The 17,592-nt window shown below is 67.4% G+C and carries 13 protein-coding genes; 9 read left to right on the top strand and 4 right to left on the bottom strand.

Features of this window, described 5'->3' with window-relative positions; translation table 11 throughout:
* Positions 1 to 66: 66 nt before the first annotated feature.
* From GGD90_RS09075 to GGD90_RS09085, 3 genes are all read right to left on the bottom strand, one after another.
* Complete coding sequence (locus tag GGD90_RS09075; protein ID WP_153116212.1) at positions 67 to 1,914, bottom strand: phosphoenolpyruvate carboxykinase (GTP); 1,848 nt, start codon at positions 1,912 to 1,914, stop codon at positions 67 to 69.
* A gap of 374 nt (positions 1,915 to 2,288) precedes the next feature.
* Positions 2,289 to 2,933 carry a response regulator gene (locus GGD90_RS09080; RefSeq protein ID WP_153116213.1) on the bottom strand — a complete coding sequence of 215 codons (645 nt, stop codon included), beginning with the start codon at positions 2,931 to 2,933 and terminating at the stop codon, positions 2,289 to 2,291.
* A complete protein-coding gene (locus GGD90_RS09085) occupies positions 2,930 to 4,093 on the bottom strand; it encodes a PAS domain-containing protein (RefSeq protein ID WP_184415048.1) in 1,164 nt (387 codons plus the stop codon). Before GGD90_RS09085 ends, GGD90_RS09080 begins: the two co-directional genes overlap by 4 nt.
* Before the next feature lie 515 nt (positions 4,094 to 4,608).
* Between GGD90_RS09085 and pbpG the strand changes: the two genes are divergently transcribed.
* A complete protein-coding gene (gene pbpG, locus GGD90_RS09090; RefSeq protein WP_153116215.1) occupies positions 4,609 to 5,565 on the top strand; it encodes a D-alanyl-D-alanine endopeptidase in 957 nt (318 codons plus the stop codon).
* Between the two features lie 45 nt (positions 5,566 to 5,610).
* Here the strand turns inward: pbpG and GGD90_RS09095 are convergent, their stop codons facing one another.
* Positions 5,611 to 6,393 carry an IclR family transcriptional regulator gene (locus GGD90_RS09095; protein ID WP_153116216.1) on the bottom strand — a complete coding sequence of 261 codons (783 nt, stop codon included), beginning with the start codon at positions 6,391 to 6,393 and terminating at the stop codon, positions 5,611 to 5,613.
* 286 nt (positions 6,394 to 6,679) lie between these two features.
* Here GGD90_RS09095 and GGD90_RS09100 point away from each other — a divergent pair, with 286 nt between their 5' ends.
* From GGD90_RS09100 to GGD90_RS09135, 8 genes are all read left to right on the top strand, one after another.
* Positions 6,680 to 7,441, top strand: a complete 762-nt coding sequence (locus tag GGD90_RS09100; protein ID WP_153116217.1) for a (Fe-S)-binding protein — start codon at positions 6,680 to 6,682, stop codon at positions 7,439 to 7,441.
* Entirely contained in the window at positions 7,441 to 8,898 is a 1,458-nt protein-coding gene (locus tag GGD90_RS09105) for a lactate utilization protein B (RefSeq protein WP_153116218.1), read from the top strand. Before GGD90_RS09100 ends, GGD90_RS09105 begins: the two co-directional genes overlap by 1 nt.
* Positions 8,899 to 8,987: 89 nt before the next feature.
* The gene (locus tag GGD90_RS09110; protein ID WP_184415052.1) at positions 8,988 to 9,692 is read left to right on the top strand and encodes an aldehyde dehydrogenase family protein; all 705 of its coding nucleotides are present in this window, start codon (positions 8,988 to 8,990) and stop codon (positions 9,690 to 9,692) included.
* A gap of 57 nt (positions 9,693 to 9,749) precedes the next feature.
* Positions 9,750 to 10,406, top strand: coding sequence for a LutC/YkgG family protein (locus GGD90_RS09115; RefSeq protein WP_153116220.1), 657 nt, complete (start codon positions 9,750 to 9,752; stop codon positions 10,404 to 10,406).
* Positions 10,407 to 10,769: 363 nt separating this feature from the next.
* Positions 10,770 to 12,749, top strand: coding sequence for a monovalent cation:proton antiporter family protein (locus GGD90_RS09120; protein ID WP_153116221.1), 1,980 nt, complete (start codon positions 10,770 to 10,772; stop codon positions 12,747 to 12,749).
* 103 nt (positions 12,750 to 12,852) lie between these two features.
* A complete protein-coding gene (locus tag GGD90_RS09125) occupies positions 12,853 to 13,992 on the top strand; it encodes an efflux RND transporter periplasmic adaptor subunit (protein ID WP_221227712.1) in 1,140 nt (379 codons plus the stop codon).
* A gap of 4 nt (positions 13,993 to 13,996) precedes the next feature.
* On the top strand, positions 13,997 to 17,368 hold the full coding sequence (locus tag GGD90_RS09130) for an efflux RND transporter permease subunit (protein WP_153116222.1): 3,372 nt from the start codon (positions 13,997 to 13,999) through the stop codon (positions 17,366 to 17,368).
* 19 nt (positions 17,369 to 17,387) lie between these two features.
* On the top strand, positions 17,388 to 17,591 hold the full coding sequence (locus tag GGD90_RS09135) for a YgaP family membrane protein (protein ID WP_153116223.1): 204 nt from the start codon (positions 17,388 to 17,390) through the stop codon (positions 17,589 to 17,591).
* The last annotated feature ends 1 nt before the right edge of the window (position 17,592 follow it).

A 17,592-nucleotide genomic window follows, 5' to 3' on the forward strand; every position in this document is an offset into this window, starting at 1 on the left:
CGCCACGGCGTCACAATGACGGCGTGGCGCGATCCGGCTTTTCAGTCGGGCGTTGTTACGCCGGACTTAAGCCTTGGGAAATGCCAGCGCGAAGTACTCGCGGATCAGACGCAGCTGTTGCGGCGTCTTTTCACCGAGCTTGGCGAACCATTCGGCGTGGCCGGCAAGTTCGGTCGTCCATTCGGCCGGGTCGATCTTCGTCAGCGCGGCGAACTGTTCTTCGCTGATGTCGAGACCGGTCCAGTCGATGTCGGCGTAGTGCGGCAGCAGGCCGAGCGGTCCCTGGTGGGCGCCAGCACGGCCGCGCACGCGGTCGACGATCCACTTGAGGACGCGCATGTTGTCGCCGAAGCCCGGCCACAGGAACTCGCCCTTGTCGTTGGTACGGAACCAGTTAACGCCGAAGATGCCGGGTGCTTCGTCGACCTCGCGGCCCATCTTGATCCAGTGCGCGAAGTAGTCGCCCATGCTGTAGCCACAGAAGGGCAGCATGGCGAAGGGGTCGCGACGGACGACGCCCTGCGCGCCGAAAGCGGCGGCGGTCGTTTCCGAACCGAGCGTGGCGGCCATATAGACGCCGAAGTCCCAGTTGAACGATTGCTGCACCAGCGGCGCCGTGGTCGCGCGCCGGCCGCCGAACATGAACGCCGAAATCGGCACGCCTTGCGGGCTTTCCCAGGCGGGGTCGATCGACGGGCACTGCGCCGCCGGCGCCGTGAAGCGCGAGTTGGCGTGCGCTGCCTTGCGCCCGGTTTCCTTGCCGATCGCCGGCGTCCAGTCCTTGCCCTGCCAGTCGATCAGGTGCGCCGGCGCTTCCTTGGTCATGCCTTCCCACCACACGTCGCCATCGTCGGTCAGCGCAACGTTGGTGAAGATGATGTCCTTCTTCAGCGTCGCCATGGCGTTGAAGTTGGTCTTCTCGGAGGTGCCCGGGGCGACGCCGAAGAAGCCGGCTTCCGGGTTGATCGCGTGAAAGCGGGTGACGCCGTCGGCGCCGGTTTGCGGTTTGATCCAGGCGATGTCGTCGCCGATCGTCGTGATCTTCCAGCCTTCAAAAGTCTTCGGCGGGATCAGCATGGCGAAGTTCGTCTTGCCGCAGGCCGACGGGAAGGCGGCGCCGACGTAGGTCTTCTCGCCGGTGGGCGATTCGACGCCGAGGATCAGCATGTGTTCGGCCAGCCAGCCTTCGTCGCGCGCCATCGTCGAGGCGATGCGCAGCGCGAAGCACTTCTTGCCGAGCAGCGCGTTGCCGCCGTAACCTGAGCCGTAGGACCAGATTTCGCGCGTCTTCGGGAAGTGCACGATGTACTTGGTTTCCGGGTTGCACGGCCAGCGCGAGTCCTTCTGGCCTTCGGCCAGCGGCGCGCCGACCGAGTGCACGCAGGGAACGAACTCGCCGTCGGCACCGAGCACGTCGAACACTGCGCGGCCCATGCGGGTCATCGTGCGCATGTTGGTGACGACGTAGGGGCTGTCGGTGATTTCAACACCGATGTGCGCGATCGGCGAACCGAGCGGACCCATCGAGAAGGGGATCACGTACAGCGTGCGGCCCTGCATCGAGCCGCTGAACAGGCCGTTCAGCGTCGCGCGCATCTTTGCCGGTTCTTCCCAGTTGTTGGTCGGGCCGGCGTCTTCCTTCTTGTCGGAGCAGATGAAGGTGCGGTCTTCAACGCGGGCGACATCGGATGGGTCGGACCAGGCGAGGAAGGAGTTCGGGCGCTTTTCCGGGTTGAGGCGGATGAACATGCCGGCCTCGACCATTTCGTTGCACAGGCGGTCGTATTCTTCCTGCGATCCGTCGGCCCAGACGACGCGGGCGGGCTGGGTCAGGGCGGCAATTTCAGCGACCCAGGCGATCAGGCCGGCGTGTTTGACGTAGTCCGGGGTATTAAGCGGAACGGCTGTACTCATGGCAATACACTCTCAATGACAGAACGGAAAGCGGGAATCGTCGCGGGCGGCGCACAGCAAGGCGCGGCCGGGGGGCGTCGGAGAGTTCCGGCGGGCTCCGGTCGGAGAAAGGCGTCGGTCGCGGCGGGCGTTGGAATCGGCCCGGCGGAAGCGGAAGGGATTTGCACGGCGTTGACGGCAAGCGTGTTCTGCGCGTGAGGTACCGGGTCGGCAAACTGAAAGAGGCAGAATTATCCCATAAAAAAGGGGCCCCGCAGCGGCCGCCGAGCGGCTGCCGGATGCTGCATTGCAGCAGCGGCAAGGCCTCGATGGCCTGGGCGACGGGGCCGGATGCGCGGCGCCGGGGCATTCCGCCTGCGGCTGCCGGGTCATGCTCATGCCGAGGTCAGACCGTTGCGGATGGCGTACTTGGTCAGTTCGGCGACGCTGTGCAGATCGAGTTTGCGCATGATGTTGCGGCGGTGTACCTCGACCGTGCTGGTGGCGATGTGCAGGGTGCCGGCGATTTCGGGTGAGGTACTGCCGTCGGCGAGCAGGCGCAGTACCTCGCGTTCGCGCCGGCCGAGGCGCTCGCCTTCTGGCTTGTCGTCGCAGCGCTTGCTGCGCACGCTGTCGACGACAACCGCCGAGACTTCCGGGCAGAGGTAGGTGCGGCCCTGCGCGAGCGCGCGGATGCCGCGCAGCAGTTCGTCGCGACCGGCCGACTTGACGATGTAGCCGCTGGCGCCGGCGTCGAGCATCTGCAGCACCATGCGCCGGTCGGAAAAGGTCGACAGCGCGAGCACGCGGATTTCCGGCTGCTCGCGCAACAGCCGGCGCGTCACCTCGATACCCGAGACACTGGGCAGGCCGATGTCCATGACGACGACGTCGGGTTTCAGCGCGCGCGCCAGCCGCTGCGCCTCGCTGCCGTCGTTGGCGTCTTCGAGCAGCTGGATGTCTTTTTCGCGTTCGAGAACGCTGTGCAGTGCTTCGCGCAGGATCTTGTGGTCGTCGACCAGCATGACGCGGATGCTCATGGCGCAAACTCCTCGCGGTTATCGGTGACGGGTACGGTGAGCGTGATCGTCGCACCGTCGTTCAGTGTGCTGTCGACATTCATTTCGCCGCCGAGGAACTCGATGCGTTCGCGAACACTGAGCAGCCCGAAGCGCGCTTCACCCAGAGGCTTGGCGATTTCGGCCAGATAGTCGAAGCCGCTGCCGTGGTCGGTGACGGCAACGGTGATGCGCTCGTTGCTGCGCAGACAATTGACTTCGGCCTGGCGCGCGCCGGAGTGCTTGGCGACGTTGATCAGCAGTTCGCGCACGGCGCGGAAGATGCTGGTGCGCGCTGCTTCGGCCAGCGGCTTTGGCTGGCCGTCGTCGTCAATGCGTACGCTGATGCCGTAGATGCGTTCCATCTCCTCGGCCAGCCATTCGAGCGCGGCGGGCAGGCCGAGTGTCTGCAGCAGCGGCGGACTGAGTTGCATCATCAGCGAACGCACCGAGCGGTTTGCGTGGTCGACCAGCGACTCGACTTCCTTGAGCGCCGCCTTCAAGGCGCCGCGCCTTTCGTGGTCGTCCATCGAGCTGAGCTTGATCTTGGCGATAGCGAGGACCTGGCCCAGGTCGTCGTGCAGATCCGTCGCCAGTACGCGCCGCTCGCGCTCTTCGGCCAGCGACAACTCGGCCGACAGCGCGCGCAGTTGCGCGGTGCGCGCCTCGACCCGCTCCTCGAGCGTCTCGGCCATGCGTCGCTGCGCGGCCGCGGCAATCTCGACCTTTTCCTTGCTGTCGTTGATGTCGAGGTAGTTGATGACGATGCCGTCGATGGCGCCGGCGGCATCGCGCGAGGCGAACATCTGGCGCAGCCACCAGCGGCCGTCGGCCAGACGCATTTCGCGCATGCGCGCTCGCGCCGTGGCGAGAACTTCGGCCGCATCATCGGCGGCAGCGAGGCCGATCCTGTCTTCGGAGAAATCGCCGATCGGCCGGGCGCAATCGGCGGGCAGCAGCTCGCACAGTTGGCTGGCTGCCGGCGAGACCGCGCGGACGCGCAGTCCGTGATCGAGTTGCAGCATGACCACATGGTCGTTGCTGAACAGGCGACGCAGGCGCTCGTTCTCGGCCTCAAGGCCGGCGATGCAGGCGCGCAGTCGCTGGTTTTCGCCTCGCAGCTGTGGGTCGGGTGAGCTCATCCTTGCTTTGTCTCCTGCGCGATCTGCTCGGCCTCGCCAGATATGCAGCCGCCGCGGCGCGACGAGCTTTCTTCTGTTCCCTGCTGCGCTGGCGGCGTGATGAATCTCGCCCGGCCAGCGCGGAAGCGCATCTGCTGCCGCGTTCGTCGCCGGCATCGGCCGCTGCCATTACCGGATTCCGGGGTGGCGGCGATGGTGTGCTGCCTCGGTCGCCCCTTGCTCAGTGCTTCCTGGGCGATGCTAGCAAATTGACATGCTCGCTGGCGTTACCAGTTATCGGGTATTCATCCCCGGATCGCCGGCATGGCCATGTCCTTGCCGCTGCTCCTTGCGCATCGTCGGGCGCGGTTTTCCGGGGGGAAGGCTGGCGCTCGTCCGCGCTTTTGCGTTGGCCGCGGAGAAATTCAAGCTGTATCTAAAGTGGGCTTTGTAATTGACTGATTTTTATGAATTATCATTCTCCTTCGGAAACTCGGGTAAAATCCGCTATCGTTTTATGAGTGCAGGAGAATCGCATGCGGAACAAGCTCGGGACGGCCGTCTTGCTGGCGTCGCTGCTTGGCGTCAATCTCGTCGCAATCGATACGGCGCAGGCGGCGACAAAGAAGAAGCCGCGGCCAGTCGCTGTCAAGACCGAGAGCAAAAGCGGCAAGCACCTGCGCAAGGTTTCGGCAGCACCTGCCGAAACGCTGCGTCCGCAATCGCCTGCGCAGCTTGCCGTCCAGTCGGGCGCGGCACTGGTCATCGATCAGAACGGGGCGGCGATTTACCAGAAGAACGCCGACGTCGTCGCGCCGATCGCTTCGATCACCAAGCTGATGACGGCAATGGTCGTCCTCGACAGCATTCCCGATCTGCAGGAAACGATCACCATCAGCAGCGAGGATGTCGACACGCTGCGCGGCAGCCGTTCGCGGTTGGCGCCGGGAGTGACGCTCAACCGCGAAACGGCGCTGCTGCTGGCGCTGATGTCGTCGGAGAACCGCGCGGCGCACGCGCTGGCGCGGCACTATCCGGGCGGAATCCATGCCTTCATCGCGGCGATGAACCACAAGGCCGCTGCGCTGGGCATGACGCACACGCACTTTTCCGATCCGACCGGGCTGACCAGCGAGAACGTGTCGACGGCGCGCGATCTGTCGCGCATGGTCGAAGCCGCTGCGCATTACCCGCTGATTCGCGAGTTTTCGACGACGGCGGGTTCGAGCGTCGAAGTCAGCGGCCGCAAGCTCGATTTCAACAACACCAACCAGCTGGTGAAGAGCAATAACTGGGATATCCATCTGTCGAAGACCGGCTACATCCAGGAGGCCGGCAAGTGCCTGGTGATGCAGGCGCGCGTTGCCGACAAGCCGGTGGTGATCGTTCTGCTCGATTCGGCAGGCAAGCTGACGCGCATCGGCGACGCCAACCGCATCAAGCGCTGGATGGAAAGCTCGACGGCGACGCGCCGTCCGATGACCCGCGCCTGATTTTCTTCTGCCCGGCAGGCACGCTGGGCCAGTGCTCGCCGTGAATTAACGCCGGTTGAGCGCCGGGCGATAGCCGAGCGCCTGCGAAATCTCGGCGGCACAACTGCGGATCTGCGGCGCCCACTGCGCGTCGTGGCGTTCGCAGGGCGCCGATACCGACAGCCCGGCCACCACTTTCCCCTCTTCGTCGCGGATCGCCGCGGCAACGCAGCGCAGGCCGATTTCGGCTTCTTCGTTGTCGAAAGCGACCTCGTGCCGGCGGATCCAGTCGAGTTCGCGTTCCAGCGCGGCGAGGCTGGTCAGCGAGTGCGGCGTCTTTCCCGGCAGGCCGGTGCGCCGCGCGTAGTCGGCAACTTCCTCGCTGCTGTCGGCGGCGAGGAACAGCTTGCCGAGCGAAGTCAGATGCAGCGGCGCGCGACCTCCGACCAGATAGACGACGCGGACCAGCGAACGGCCACCCGAGGTGCGCTCGATGTAGATGATCTCGTCGCCGTCGCGCAGGCCGAGATTGATCGCCTCGCCGGTGAGCCCATGCAGCTTCTCCATGAACGGCCGCGCCACGTCGCGAATCGACAGGTTTGCCTTGACGACGGCGCCGAGTTCGAGCAGACGGATGCCGAGCGCATAGGTGCCGCCCTCGTGGCGTTCGACGAGACGCGCGCTGGCCAGCGCGGCGAGAATGCGATGCGCGGTCGACGGATGCAGTTTCGCCCGGGCGGCGAGCGCTTTCAGGCTGGCCGGTGTTGGCATCGCTGCCAGCGCGTCGAGTAAGTCCGACATGCGTCCGATGACCTGGATCGAAGATTTTTCCGCTGCCAGCTCTGCCATTTGTCCTGCTTTCCCTGCTTGCATCGTGAATGAGTGTTCTTGTAGCGCGCGATCCGCCGGTGTCCGCGGCCGCGCCAGGCTTCTGTCCGGCGCCCGGTTCCGGCTTTTGTTTTTGCGGTCGGCGGACTACCATAGCGCCTCCGTGCCGCCTGCCGCGCCAAGTTCGTGCCGACCGCCGCTGCGCTGACCGACCGGCCGTTTCGCAGCAGTTTGCCCGAAGTTTCCGCGCAAACGCCACTTTGCTTCCAATTTTCGCCGCTTTTGTGCGGCGCACTAGCTTACCACCATGCGCGTTGCCCTGTTCGTCACCTGTCTTGTCGACCTGATGCGTCCGAGCATCGGTTTTGCCACCGCGCGTCTGCTCGAGGAGGCCGGCTGCGAGCTGGTCGTCCCGGAGACGCAGACCTGCTGCGGCCAGCCGGCTTACTCGTCCGGCAACCGTGCGGCGGCGCGGCAACTGGCGAAGAAGGTGATCGGCGAATTCGCCGGTTTCGACTACGTCGTCGCGCCCTCGGGCTCGTGCGCCGAGCACATCCGCAACGCCTATCCGCTGCTGCTTGCCGACGAGGCCGACTGGCTGCCGCGCGCGCAGGAGCTGGCGGCGCGCACTTTCGAGCTGACCGATTTCCTGGTCAACGTGCTGCACGTGGACAAGGTTCCCGGACGCTTCGCCGGCAGCGTCACCTATCACGATTCCTGTAGCGGCCTGCGCGGACTCGGTATTCGCGAACAGCCGCGTGCCTTGCTGGCGCAGGTTCCCGGCCTTGAGCTGCGCGAGATGGCCGGCGCCGAGGAGTGCTGCGGTTTCGGCGGCGCTTTCTCGGTCAAGTTCGGCGAATTGTCGGCGGCGATTGCCGCGCGCAAGTGCGGTAACTTGCGCGCCAGCGGCGCCGACGCGGTGGTTGGCGGCGATCTCGGTTGTCTGCTCAACATCGAAGGGCGGCTACGGCGCGAGGGCGACCTGAAAACACGCGTGCTGCACGTTGCCGAAGTGCTCGCCGGCGTCGATGGCGACGGCGAAGCGCCGCATGCCGGAGGGGCGAACTGATGCGCCAGCAGTCCATGCATTTCGCTGCGCGCGTCGGCGACCGTCTGGCCGATGTCAAGCTGCAGGCCAACCTGAAGAAGGCCAAGGGCAAGTTCGTCGACATGCGCGCCGCCGCCGTGCGCGAGTTCGACGCCGACGCTGCGGCCTGTGCCGCTGCGGCCGGACGCGACGACGCGGTGACTTTCGCCGCGCTGCGCGACGCCGGCGCGGCGATCCGCAGCAAGGTGATCGACGACCTCGACCTGTGGCTGGAAATTTTCGAAGCCAAGGCGAAAGCCAGTGGCGCGACGGTGCTGTGGGCGCGCAACGGCGAGGAAGTCTGCGCGCATACCATCGAGATCGCGCGCCGCCACGGCATCAGCAAGGCGATCAAGTCGAAGTCGATGCTCTCGGAAGAGGCCGATCTCAACGCCGCGCTCAGCGCTGCCGGCGTGCAGCCGGTCGAGACCGATCTTGGCGAATACATCCTGCAGATCGCCGGCAACGAGCCGCCCTCGCACATCATCGCGCCGGTGATCCACAAGACGCTCGACGAGGTCGCCGACCTGTTCGCGCGCGAACACGGCAAGCCGCGCAAGACCGACATCCCGGCACTGACGCGCGAGGCGCGCGAGGCCCTGCGCGCGCACTTCCTCTCGGCCGGCATGGGCATCTCCGGCGGCAATTTCCTGATTGCCGAAACCGGCGGCGTCGCGCTGGTTACCAACGAAGGCAACGGCCGCATGGTGACGACGCTGCCGAACGTGCACGTGGTCATCACCGGCATCGAGAAGATCCTGCCGACGCTCGAGGATCTGGCAACGCTGCTGCGCTTGTTGCCGCGCTCGGCCACCGGGCAGACCATCTCCAACTACGTCTCGCTGCTGACTGGCACCAAGGGCGCAGCCGACCCGGACGGTCCCGAGCATCTGTACTTCATCCTCGTCGACAACGGCCGCAGCAGCCTGCTTGAAGACGACTTCCGCGCCATGTTGCGCTGCATCCGCTGCGGCGCCTGCATGAACCACTGTCCGGTCTATCAGACCATCGGCGGCCATGCCTACGGCTGGGTCTATCCGGGGCCGATGGGCTCGGTGCTGACGCCGCTGTTCACCGGCATCGAGCGCGCGCTCGACCTGCCGCAGGCGTCGACGCTGTGCAATCAGTGCGGCTCGGTCTGTCCGGTGAAGATTCCCTTGCCGCAACTGCTGCGCACGCTGCGCGAGCGGCAGGTGACGCGCCAGCTGCGGCCGCGTTCCGAGCGTTTCGGACTGAAGGTCTGGGCCTGGCTGGCGCAGCGGCCAGCGCTGTACGCGCGTGCCGCGAGTTACTTCGCGCGCTACCTCGGCTGGCTGGCCGGTGGTGAAGACCGCATCCGCGTCTTCGCGCTGGCGCCGCAATGGACCGCCGGCCGCGACCTGCCGGCGCCGCAGGGCAAGACCTTCCGCGAACGCTGGGCCGCCGAGCGCGGCCGCTGAGCGCATACAATTCGCGCGCATTCCTCACACATTCGGACGTCGCCGCGCTGGCTGCGGCATCAGGCAAGTACAGTAGAGAAAGGAAAGGCATGTCAGGCAGTCACGACGCCCTCGTCATCCCGCTCTGGATCGGCGGCCACGCCTATCTGACGATGGTGCAGGAATTTTGCGAGGTGCGCGACGCCGCCAGCGGCGAAGTGCTGCGGCGCACGCCGCTGGCCGGCGCCAGCGAGGCGCAGGCCGCCGCCGACGCGGCGCTGCAGGCAAAACCGGCGTGGGCGGCGCTCGCGGCCAATGAACGCGCGGCGCATTGCGTCGCGGCTGCCGAGGTTCTCGCCGGCTACGCCGAACACTTCGCCGGGCTGATCGGCGCCGAGAGTGGTTTCGACGCGGCGACGGCGAGCGCCGAAATCGCCGCCGCTGTTGCCGCTTTGTACGGCGCCAGCGCGGCTACCGATGCCGTGACTGCACCTGGCGTGCTGGCACTGGTCGCCGGCCGTGGGTCGCCGCTGGCGGCGCCGCTGGCGCGCGCGCTGCCGGCCTTGCTGGCCGGTTCGGCGCTGGTGTTCAGGCCGAGTCCGCACGAACCGTCGGCGCTGTTCGCGCTGGCCGAGGTGCTGGCCGAGGCCGGACTGCCCGGCGGCGTCTTCAACGTCGTCCATGGCGACGAGGCGGCGGTGGCCGGCCTGTGCAGCGCCGCGGGAATCGACGCCATCGCCTGCGTCGGCGAAGCCGGCTTCCGCGAGCGCGTTGCCGCGATCGCGGCACGCCACGGGCGCAGCCTGCTGGCCTGAGCGCCGGCGCTGCGAACTGCCGGTCGGCATCATTGAACCTGATTTGCGGAGCTTTCCATGAGTGAAGCGAGAGACGACATCCTGGGCCGCGTGCGCGGCGCGCTCGGCCGCGATCCGGCTACCGTTGCCGCACGCCGGCAGGCGCTGACGGCAAGCTTGGCCAGCCCGAACTGCGGACCGCGTCCGCAACCGGTCGGCGATCTCGTGCAACGTTTCGCCGAACGTTCGCGCAGCATGTCTTCGACCATCGACACGCTGGCGACGACGAACGAGGTGCCGGCGGCCGTTGCCCGCTATCTCGCCGACGGCGCTCTCGGCAGCACTGCTGTCTGCTGGCCGTCGCTGGCTGCGCTCGACTGGGCTGGCGCCGGGCTCGAAGTGGCGGCGCGCGCGGCCACCGGCCAGGATCTCGTCGGCATTACCGGCGTCTTCTGCGCCATCGCCGAAACCGGCACGCTGATGCTGCTCTCCGGCCCGGAAACGGCGGCGACGACCAGCCTGCTGCCGGAAACGCATATCGCCGTCGTCCCCGCTGCGCGCGTCGTCGCCGACATGGAAGCCGCTTTCGCGCTGCTGCGCGCCGAGCATGGCAGCCTGCCGCGCGCCGTCAATTTCGTTTCTGGTCCGTCGCGCACCGGCGACATCGAGCAGACCATCGTTCTCGGCGCGCACGGGCCGTATCGCGTGCATCTGCTGATCGTCAGCGGCGACTGAGCGCAGACGCGGCGGTGCCGCGTCCACCGCGCGAGTCTGCGTCGCGCCGCGGCGCGTCTTCCAGTCCGGGTGTTGGTGCGAGCGCCGGCGGCAAGTTGCGGCGCCGCTGCCGGCGGCTTTTCTGCCGGCCCCGGCTTTCCCCGCCTATGCTAGGATTTGCCCAAAATCCGCGGGAAATCCGATGTTTTCGCCGAGCCGTCATCCGAGCGTGATCTCCCCTGACACACTGCAGCGATCGTTGCCTGGCTGCGCGGCGCTTGCGGAATGGCTTGTGCCCTCGGCCTTGCGCTGTTCCCCTTATTCTCCGTTGGCAGAAAGCGTGCGAGCGCGCTGATCGCGGTCGCGCTGCGCCGGGTTCCCTCCATGCCGACTGCGCTCACCGCCTTGCTCGTTCTTCTTGCCGCCGCAGTCGGTTCGGTGGCGCTGGCGCGCGTGCTGCGCCTGCCGTCGATGCTCGCCTATCTTGCCGTCGGCATTACGCTCGGCCCACATGGCGCGGCTTTCTTTGCCAAAAGCGAGCAGGTTTCGGCGGTCGCCGAGTTCGGCGTCGTTTTCCTGATGTTTTCGATCGGCCTCGAATTCAGCCTGTCGCGGCTGAAATCGATGCGCCGACTTGTTTTCGGCCTGGGTGCGGCGCAACTGCTGGTGACGCTGGTCGGCGCCATGGCGATGACCGTCTTTTTCTACGGCCAGGAATGGCGCGTCGGCTTCGCCATCGGCGCGGCGTGTGCGATGTCGTCGACGGCGATCGTTGCCAAGCTGCTCTCCGAGCGCCTCGAACTGCATTCGCAGCCGGGGCGGCAGACGATGGCCGTGCTGCTCTTCCAGGATCTGGCGGTGGCGCCGCTGCTGATCGTGCTCGCCGCGCTGGCGCGCGCGCCCGAAGACCTGGCCGGAACGCTGACGCTGGCTTTCGCGCAGACCGTAGTGGTGCTGGTGCTGATGATCGTTATCGGCGACCGTTTCATGCGCCGCTGGTTCGACATCGTCGCCGGCCGCAAGTCGTCCGAGCTGTTCATGCTCAACGTGCTGCTGATCGTCGTCGGGTTGTCGTGCGCGACCGCCGCCGCCGGCCTGTCGCTGGCGCTCGGCGCTTTCATCGGCGGCATGCTCATCGCCGAGACACCTTACCGGCATCAGGTCGAGGCCGACATCCGGCCGTTCCGCGACGTGCTGCTCGGACTGTTCTTCGTCACCATCGGCATGATGCTCGACATCGGTTTCGTGCTCGCGCACCTGCCGCAGGTGGCGCTGGCGCTGCTGCTCTTCATCGGCGCCAAGGGCGGGCTGATGCTGGTGCTGACGCTGCTGCTGCGCAATCCGCTCGACATCGGCCTGCGCACGGCGGCGCAACTGGCGCAGGCCGGCGAGTTCGGGCTGGTGCTGCTGCAGCTGGCGAGCGACCGCCGCCTGCTGCCCGACGACATTTTCCAGGTGACGATCGCGGCGATGCTGCTGTCGATGTTCATCGCGCCTTTCCTCATCGCGCGCGCGGCAAAAGTCGGCCAGCGCCTGTCCGGCAGCGAGTTCGCGCACCGCGCCGAGGTGATCCAGAGCATCGCCGTGCATACGATGGACATCCGCGATCACGTCATCGTCTGCGGCTTCGGGCGCACCGGGCAGAGTCTGGCGCGCTTTCTCGACAACGAGCACATTCCCTTCATCGCGCTCGACATCGACGCGCAGCGCATCCGCCAGGCGCAGGATGCCGGCGAAAACGTCGTCTTCGGCGCCGCCGACCGGCGCGAAGTACTGATGGCGGCGGGGATCGAGCGCGCCCGTGCGGTCGTCATCACCTACGCCGATCCGCCGGCGACCGAACATGTGCTCGCCACCTTGCGCGCCCTGCGTCCGGGAATGCCGGTGATCGTGCGCGCGCAGGACGACAGCCAGATCGAGCGCCTGAAAGCGCTCGGCGCCAGCGAGGTGGTGCCGGAAGTGCTCGAAGGCAGCCTGATGCTGGCGGCGCAGACGCTCGCCGAACTCGGCGTTCCGGTCGGGCGGGCGATCGAGCAGGTGCGCGCGACGCGCGCCGAACGCTACGCCTCGCTGCGCGCCTTCTATCGCGGCGAGAACGACCGCGGCCGCGACGACCTGCGCCGGCAGACGCCGGAACGCCTGGCAACCGTGATCGAGGCGCAGTCGCCGGCCGTCGGCAAGACCATCGCCGAACTCGATCTCGCGGCGCATGGCGTCAGCGTCGACGCCTTGCGCCGCGGCGGTGTGCGTGGTGACGAACCCGATCCGGCGACGCGCCTGCTCGCCGGCGACGTGCTGGTGCTGATCGGCTCGCCCGCGCACCTCGAACAAGCGCAGCGGCGGCTGCGCGACGGTCGCGGCTGATCCACGCACTGGTCTTTCCCGTCGCAGGCACACGCGTGCCGACGTGGCAAAAACTGGCTCCGGATTCTTGTGCCGTCTTTCATATAAGTATATTCTTATATTTATGAATGCAGCCGCTTTCCCCCCGACTTCCATTCGCTCGCTGCAGTTCGCTCCGGCTGCTGGCAGTTCGCGCGCGCAGGCCGCTTCGCCGCGTCGCCTGCACCGCTTGCTGCTGGGCATGCTGCTGGCCACCATCTTTGGCGGCAGCCTGCCGGCAGCGCGGGCGGCGGAAGCGGGCAGTCCGCCGCCGCTGGCGACGCTGGTCGTCGCCACGCACGCGGTCGGCGTGTCGCTGCCGGCCGAAGCGACGGTCGAGGCCGTGCGTCAGGCGACGCTGGCGGCGCAGGTCAGCGGCCGCGTTGTCGACATGCGCGTCGACGCCGGCCAAGTGGTGAAGAAGGGTGATCTGCTGCTGCGCATCGACGCACGCGAAGCGGCGCAGGCGGCGAGCAGCGCTTCGGCGCAACTGGCCAACGCGCGCGCCAGCTACGCACGCAGCGAGAACCTGCGCCAGCGCAACTTCGTCAGTCAGGCAGCGCTCGACCGCGCCCGTGCCGATCTGGCGGCCGCCGAGGCGGCGGCCGGGCAGGCCGGCGTCGTCGTCGGCCACGCCGCGGTGACGGCGCCGATCAGCGGCATCGTCGCCCGCCGCCTGATCGAAGCCGGCGAAATGGCGTCGCCGGGAACGCCGCTGCTGCTCATCTACGATCCGCAGGGCCTGCGCGTGACGGCGAGCGTGCCGCAGCGCCTGTTGCCGCAGCTGAAAGCGGCACGCGGCGCGCAGATCGAATTCCCTGAGCTCGGGCGCACCATCGACGCGCCCTCGTTCATCGTCCTGCCGACAGCCGATGCGTCGACGCACGTCAGCGAAGTGCGCATCAACCTGCCCGACGATCTGCGCAACGTGATTCCGGGAATGGCGGCGCGCGTGCGCTTCGTTCTCGGCAACGAACGCCGGCTGACCATACCGGCCTCGGCGCTGGTACGCCGCGGCGAGGTGGCGGCAGTCTATGTGCAGAGTGGCGAAGGCGCCGACAGCCGGCTGGCGCTGCGCCAGCTGCGTCTCGGCGAAACGCTTGCCGACGGCAGCATCGAAGTGCTCGCCGGCCTGCGCGACGGCGAAGTCGTCGCCGTCGATGCGGTCAAGGCGGCGATCGCGCTGAAAGCGACGGCGAAGAATTCCGCCCCGGCGGGGCGCTGAGGCGATGAACGAAGTGCAGGAAAACGCGCAGGGAAACGTGCCGGAACACTCGCTGGGAATTTCCGGGCGCATCGCGCGCGCCTTCCAGAATTCGCCGATGACGCCGCTGCTGGCGCTGGTGGCGCTGCTGCTCGGCATCTTCGCGGCGCTGGTGACGCCGCGCGAAGAAGAGCCACAGATCGACGTGACCATGGCCGACGTCATCGTCGCCTTCCCCGGTGCGTCGGCCAAGGACGTCGAGAACCTCGTCGCCACACCGGGCGAGCAGGTGCTGTCGCGCATGTCCGGCGTCGAGCACGTCTATTCGGTGTCGCGCCCGGGCGGCGCGGTGCTCACCGTCCAGTTCAAGGTCGGCGTTCCTTACCGCGAAGCGGTGGTGCGCCTCTACGACACGGTGCATTCGAACCGCGACTGGCTGCCGCCTAACCTCGGCGTCGCCGAGCCGGTGGTCAAGCCGAAGGGAATCGACGACGTGCCGATCCTGGCGCTGACGCTGTGGACCGCCGATCCGGCGCGCTCGGCCTTCGATCTGCAACAGGTGGCGCGCGCCGCCGAGATCGAATTGAAGCGCATCCCCGGCGCGCGCGACGTGGCGACGATCGGCGGACCCGATCACGTCGTTCGCGTCGAGATGGACGTCGAGCGCATGAACGCCTTCGCCGTCACCGCGCAGGACATCAGCGCCGCGCTGAAAGTCGGCAACGCCTTGCAGTCTTCGGGCAGCCTTGTCGCCGGCGGTCGCGAAACGCTGGTGCAGACCGGAACGACGCTGCAGTCGGCTGACGACGTGCGCCGTCTGGTGGTCGCCGTGCGCGGCGCTGCCGGCGCGCGCAAGCCGGTGTTCCTCGCCGACGTCGCGCGCGTCGATGATGGCGCCGATCAGCCGCAGCGCAGCGTCTGGATCGGCAGCGGCGCCGGCGCGGCGACGGCCGCTGGCGAGGGCGGCCAATCGGCCAATGATTCCGGCGGCGCATTTTCAGGCATTCCGCCCGGCGAACACCCGGCGGTGACGCTGCAGCTGTCGAAGAAACCCGGCACCAACGCCGCCGACGTCACGCGCGCCGCGATCAGCCGCATCGAAGGCATGCGCGGAACGCTGATTCCCGACGGCGTCGAAGTGACGGTGACGCGCAACTACGGCGAAACGGCGAGCGAAAAGGCGCAGAAGCTGATCGGCAAGCTCGCCTTCGCCACCGCTTTCGTCGTCCTGCTCGTCATCTTCGCGCTCGGCCGACGCGAGGCGCTGATCGTCGGCGTCGCCGTCACGCTGACGCTGGCCGCAACGCTGTTCGCCTCGTGGGCCTGGGGCTTCACACTCAACCGCATCTCGCTGTTCGCGCTGATCTTTTCGATCGGCATCCTCGTCGACGACGCCATCGTCGTCATCGAGAACATCCACCGCTGGCGCGGACTGCATCCGGACAAGCCGCTCGCCGAGCTGATACCGGGTGCCGTCGACGAGGTCGGCGGGCCCACCATCCTGGCGACGCTGACGGTGATCGCCGCGCTCCTGCCGATGGCCTTCGTCGGCGGGCTGATGGGCCCGTACATGAGCCCGATCCCGATCAACGCCTCGCTTGGCATGGCCATCTCGCTGGCGGTGGCCTTCGTCGTCACGCCCTGGCTGTCGGCGCGCCTGCTCGGCGGCAAGGGCAAGGGACACGCCGCTGCCGGCGCACATGCGCCGGGCAAGCTCGACGCACGCCTCGACCGCACTTTCCGCCGCCTGCTCGAACCCTTCCTCGACGAGGCGAAGGGCGGCGCCGCGCGCAGCAAGCTCGGACTCGCCATCGTCCTGCTGATCGCCGGTTCGGTGGCGCTGGCGCTCGTCCAGCTGGTCGTGCTGAAGATGCTGCCCTTCGACAACAAGAGCGAGTTCCAGGTGGTCGTCGACATGCCGGTCGGCACGCCGCTCGAGGAAACGGCGCGCGTGCTCGGCGAGATCGGCCGCGAGGTGGCGGCTTCGCCCGAGGTGCTCAACTATCAGGCCTACGCCGGCACCGCCGGGCCGATCAACTTCAATGGCCTGGTGCGCCAGTATTACCTGCGTGCCGCGCCCGAACTCGGCGACCTGCAGGTCAATCTGGTCGACAAGAAACACCGCTCGCGGCAGAGCCACGAGATCGCCGCCGGCCTGCGCAGCAAGATCGAGGCGATTGCCGCCGCCGCCGGCGGCGTCGCCAAGGTGGTCGAAGTGCCGCCGGGGCCGCCGGTGATCTCGCCGATCGTCGCCGAGATCTACGGTCCCGACCAGCAGGGGCAGATCGCCGTCGCGCGCTACGTGCATGAGGTTTTTGCGAGGACGCCCGACCTCGTCTCGATCGACGATTCGGTGCAGGCCGATACCGACAAGACCGTGCTGCAGGTACGCCAGGGCAAGGCGGCGCAGCTGGGTGTGGCGCAGAGCGACGTCGTCGACGTCGTGCGCATCGGTCTCTCTGGCGAGGACGTGACGCCGGTACATAACGCCGATTCCAAGTTCGAGGTGCCGGTACGCCTGATGCTGCCGCCGACGCAGCGCGGTTCGCTCGATTCGCTGTTCAAGCTGCGCGTGCGCGGCGGAGATGGTGCGCTGCTGCCCGGATCGCGCGAAGGTGCGCTGGTACCGGTGTCCGAGCTGGTGGACGTGCGCGAATTGCCGCGCGAGAAGGCGATCTTCCACAAGGACCTGCTGCCGGTGGTCTATGTCTTCGCCGACATGGCCGGCAAGCTCGACTCGCCGCTCTACGGCATGTTCGCGACGCGCGGCGATCTCGTCGGCCACCCGCTCGACGGCATCGAAAAGGCCGGCGGCGTCCTCGCCGAGCGATTCATCACGCCGCCCGAGGACACGCTTGCCGGCTATACGCTCAAATGGGACGGCGAGTGGCAGATCACCTATGAAACCTTCCGCGACATGGGCGCGGCCTACGGCGTCGGCCTGATCCTGATCTATCTGCTCGTTGTCGCGCACTTCCGCAGCTACCTGCTGCCGCTGATCATCATGGCGCCGATCCCGCTGACGATCATCGGCGTCATGCCCGGCCACGCGCTGCTCGGCGCGCAATTCACCGCCACCTCGATGATCGGCATGATCGCGCTCGCCGGCATCATCGTGCGCAACTCGATCCTGCTCGTCGACTTCATCCGCCAGCAGATCGACGCGGGCGTCGCGCCGCGGCAGGCGATCGTCCAGGCGGCGGCGGTGCGCGCCAAGCCGATTGCGCTGACCGCGCTGGCGGCGATGCTCGGCGCGCTGTTCATCCTCGACGACCCGATCTTCAACGGGCTGGCGATCAGCCTGATCTTCGGCATCCTGGTGTCGACGCTGCTGACGCTGGTCGTCATCCCGGTGCTCTACTACGCCGCGCTGCGCCGGCAACTGATCAAGGAGTAATCATGGCAAGGAGAACCTCGTGACCATCGACAAAGCCATCCGCGCGATGGCCGGCAGCTTCGTGCTGATTTCGCTCGCGCTCGGCGTACCGGCGAGCCCGCTTTTCGTTTCCGCCTATTTCCTCTGGTTCACTGCCTTCGTCGGCGCCAACCTGCTGCAGAGCGCCTTCACCGGCTTCTGCCCGGCTGAGTCGCTGCTGCAGAAGCTGGGTGTGCAGCGCTGAC

This window comes from Rhodocyclus tenuis, from assembly GCF_014197755.1.
Classification (GTDB): Bacteria; Pseudomonadota; Gammaproteobacteria; order Burkholderiales; family Rhodocyclaceae; genus Rhodocyclus; species Rhodocyclus tenuis.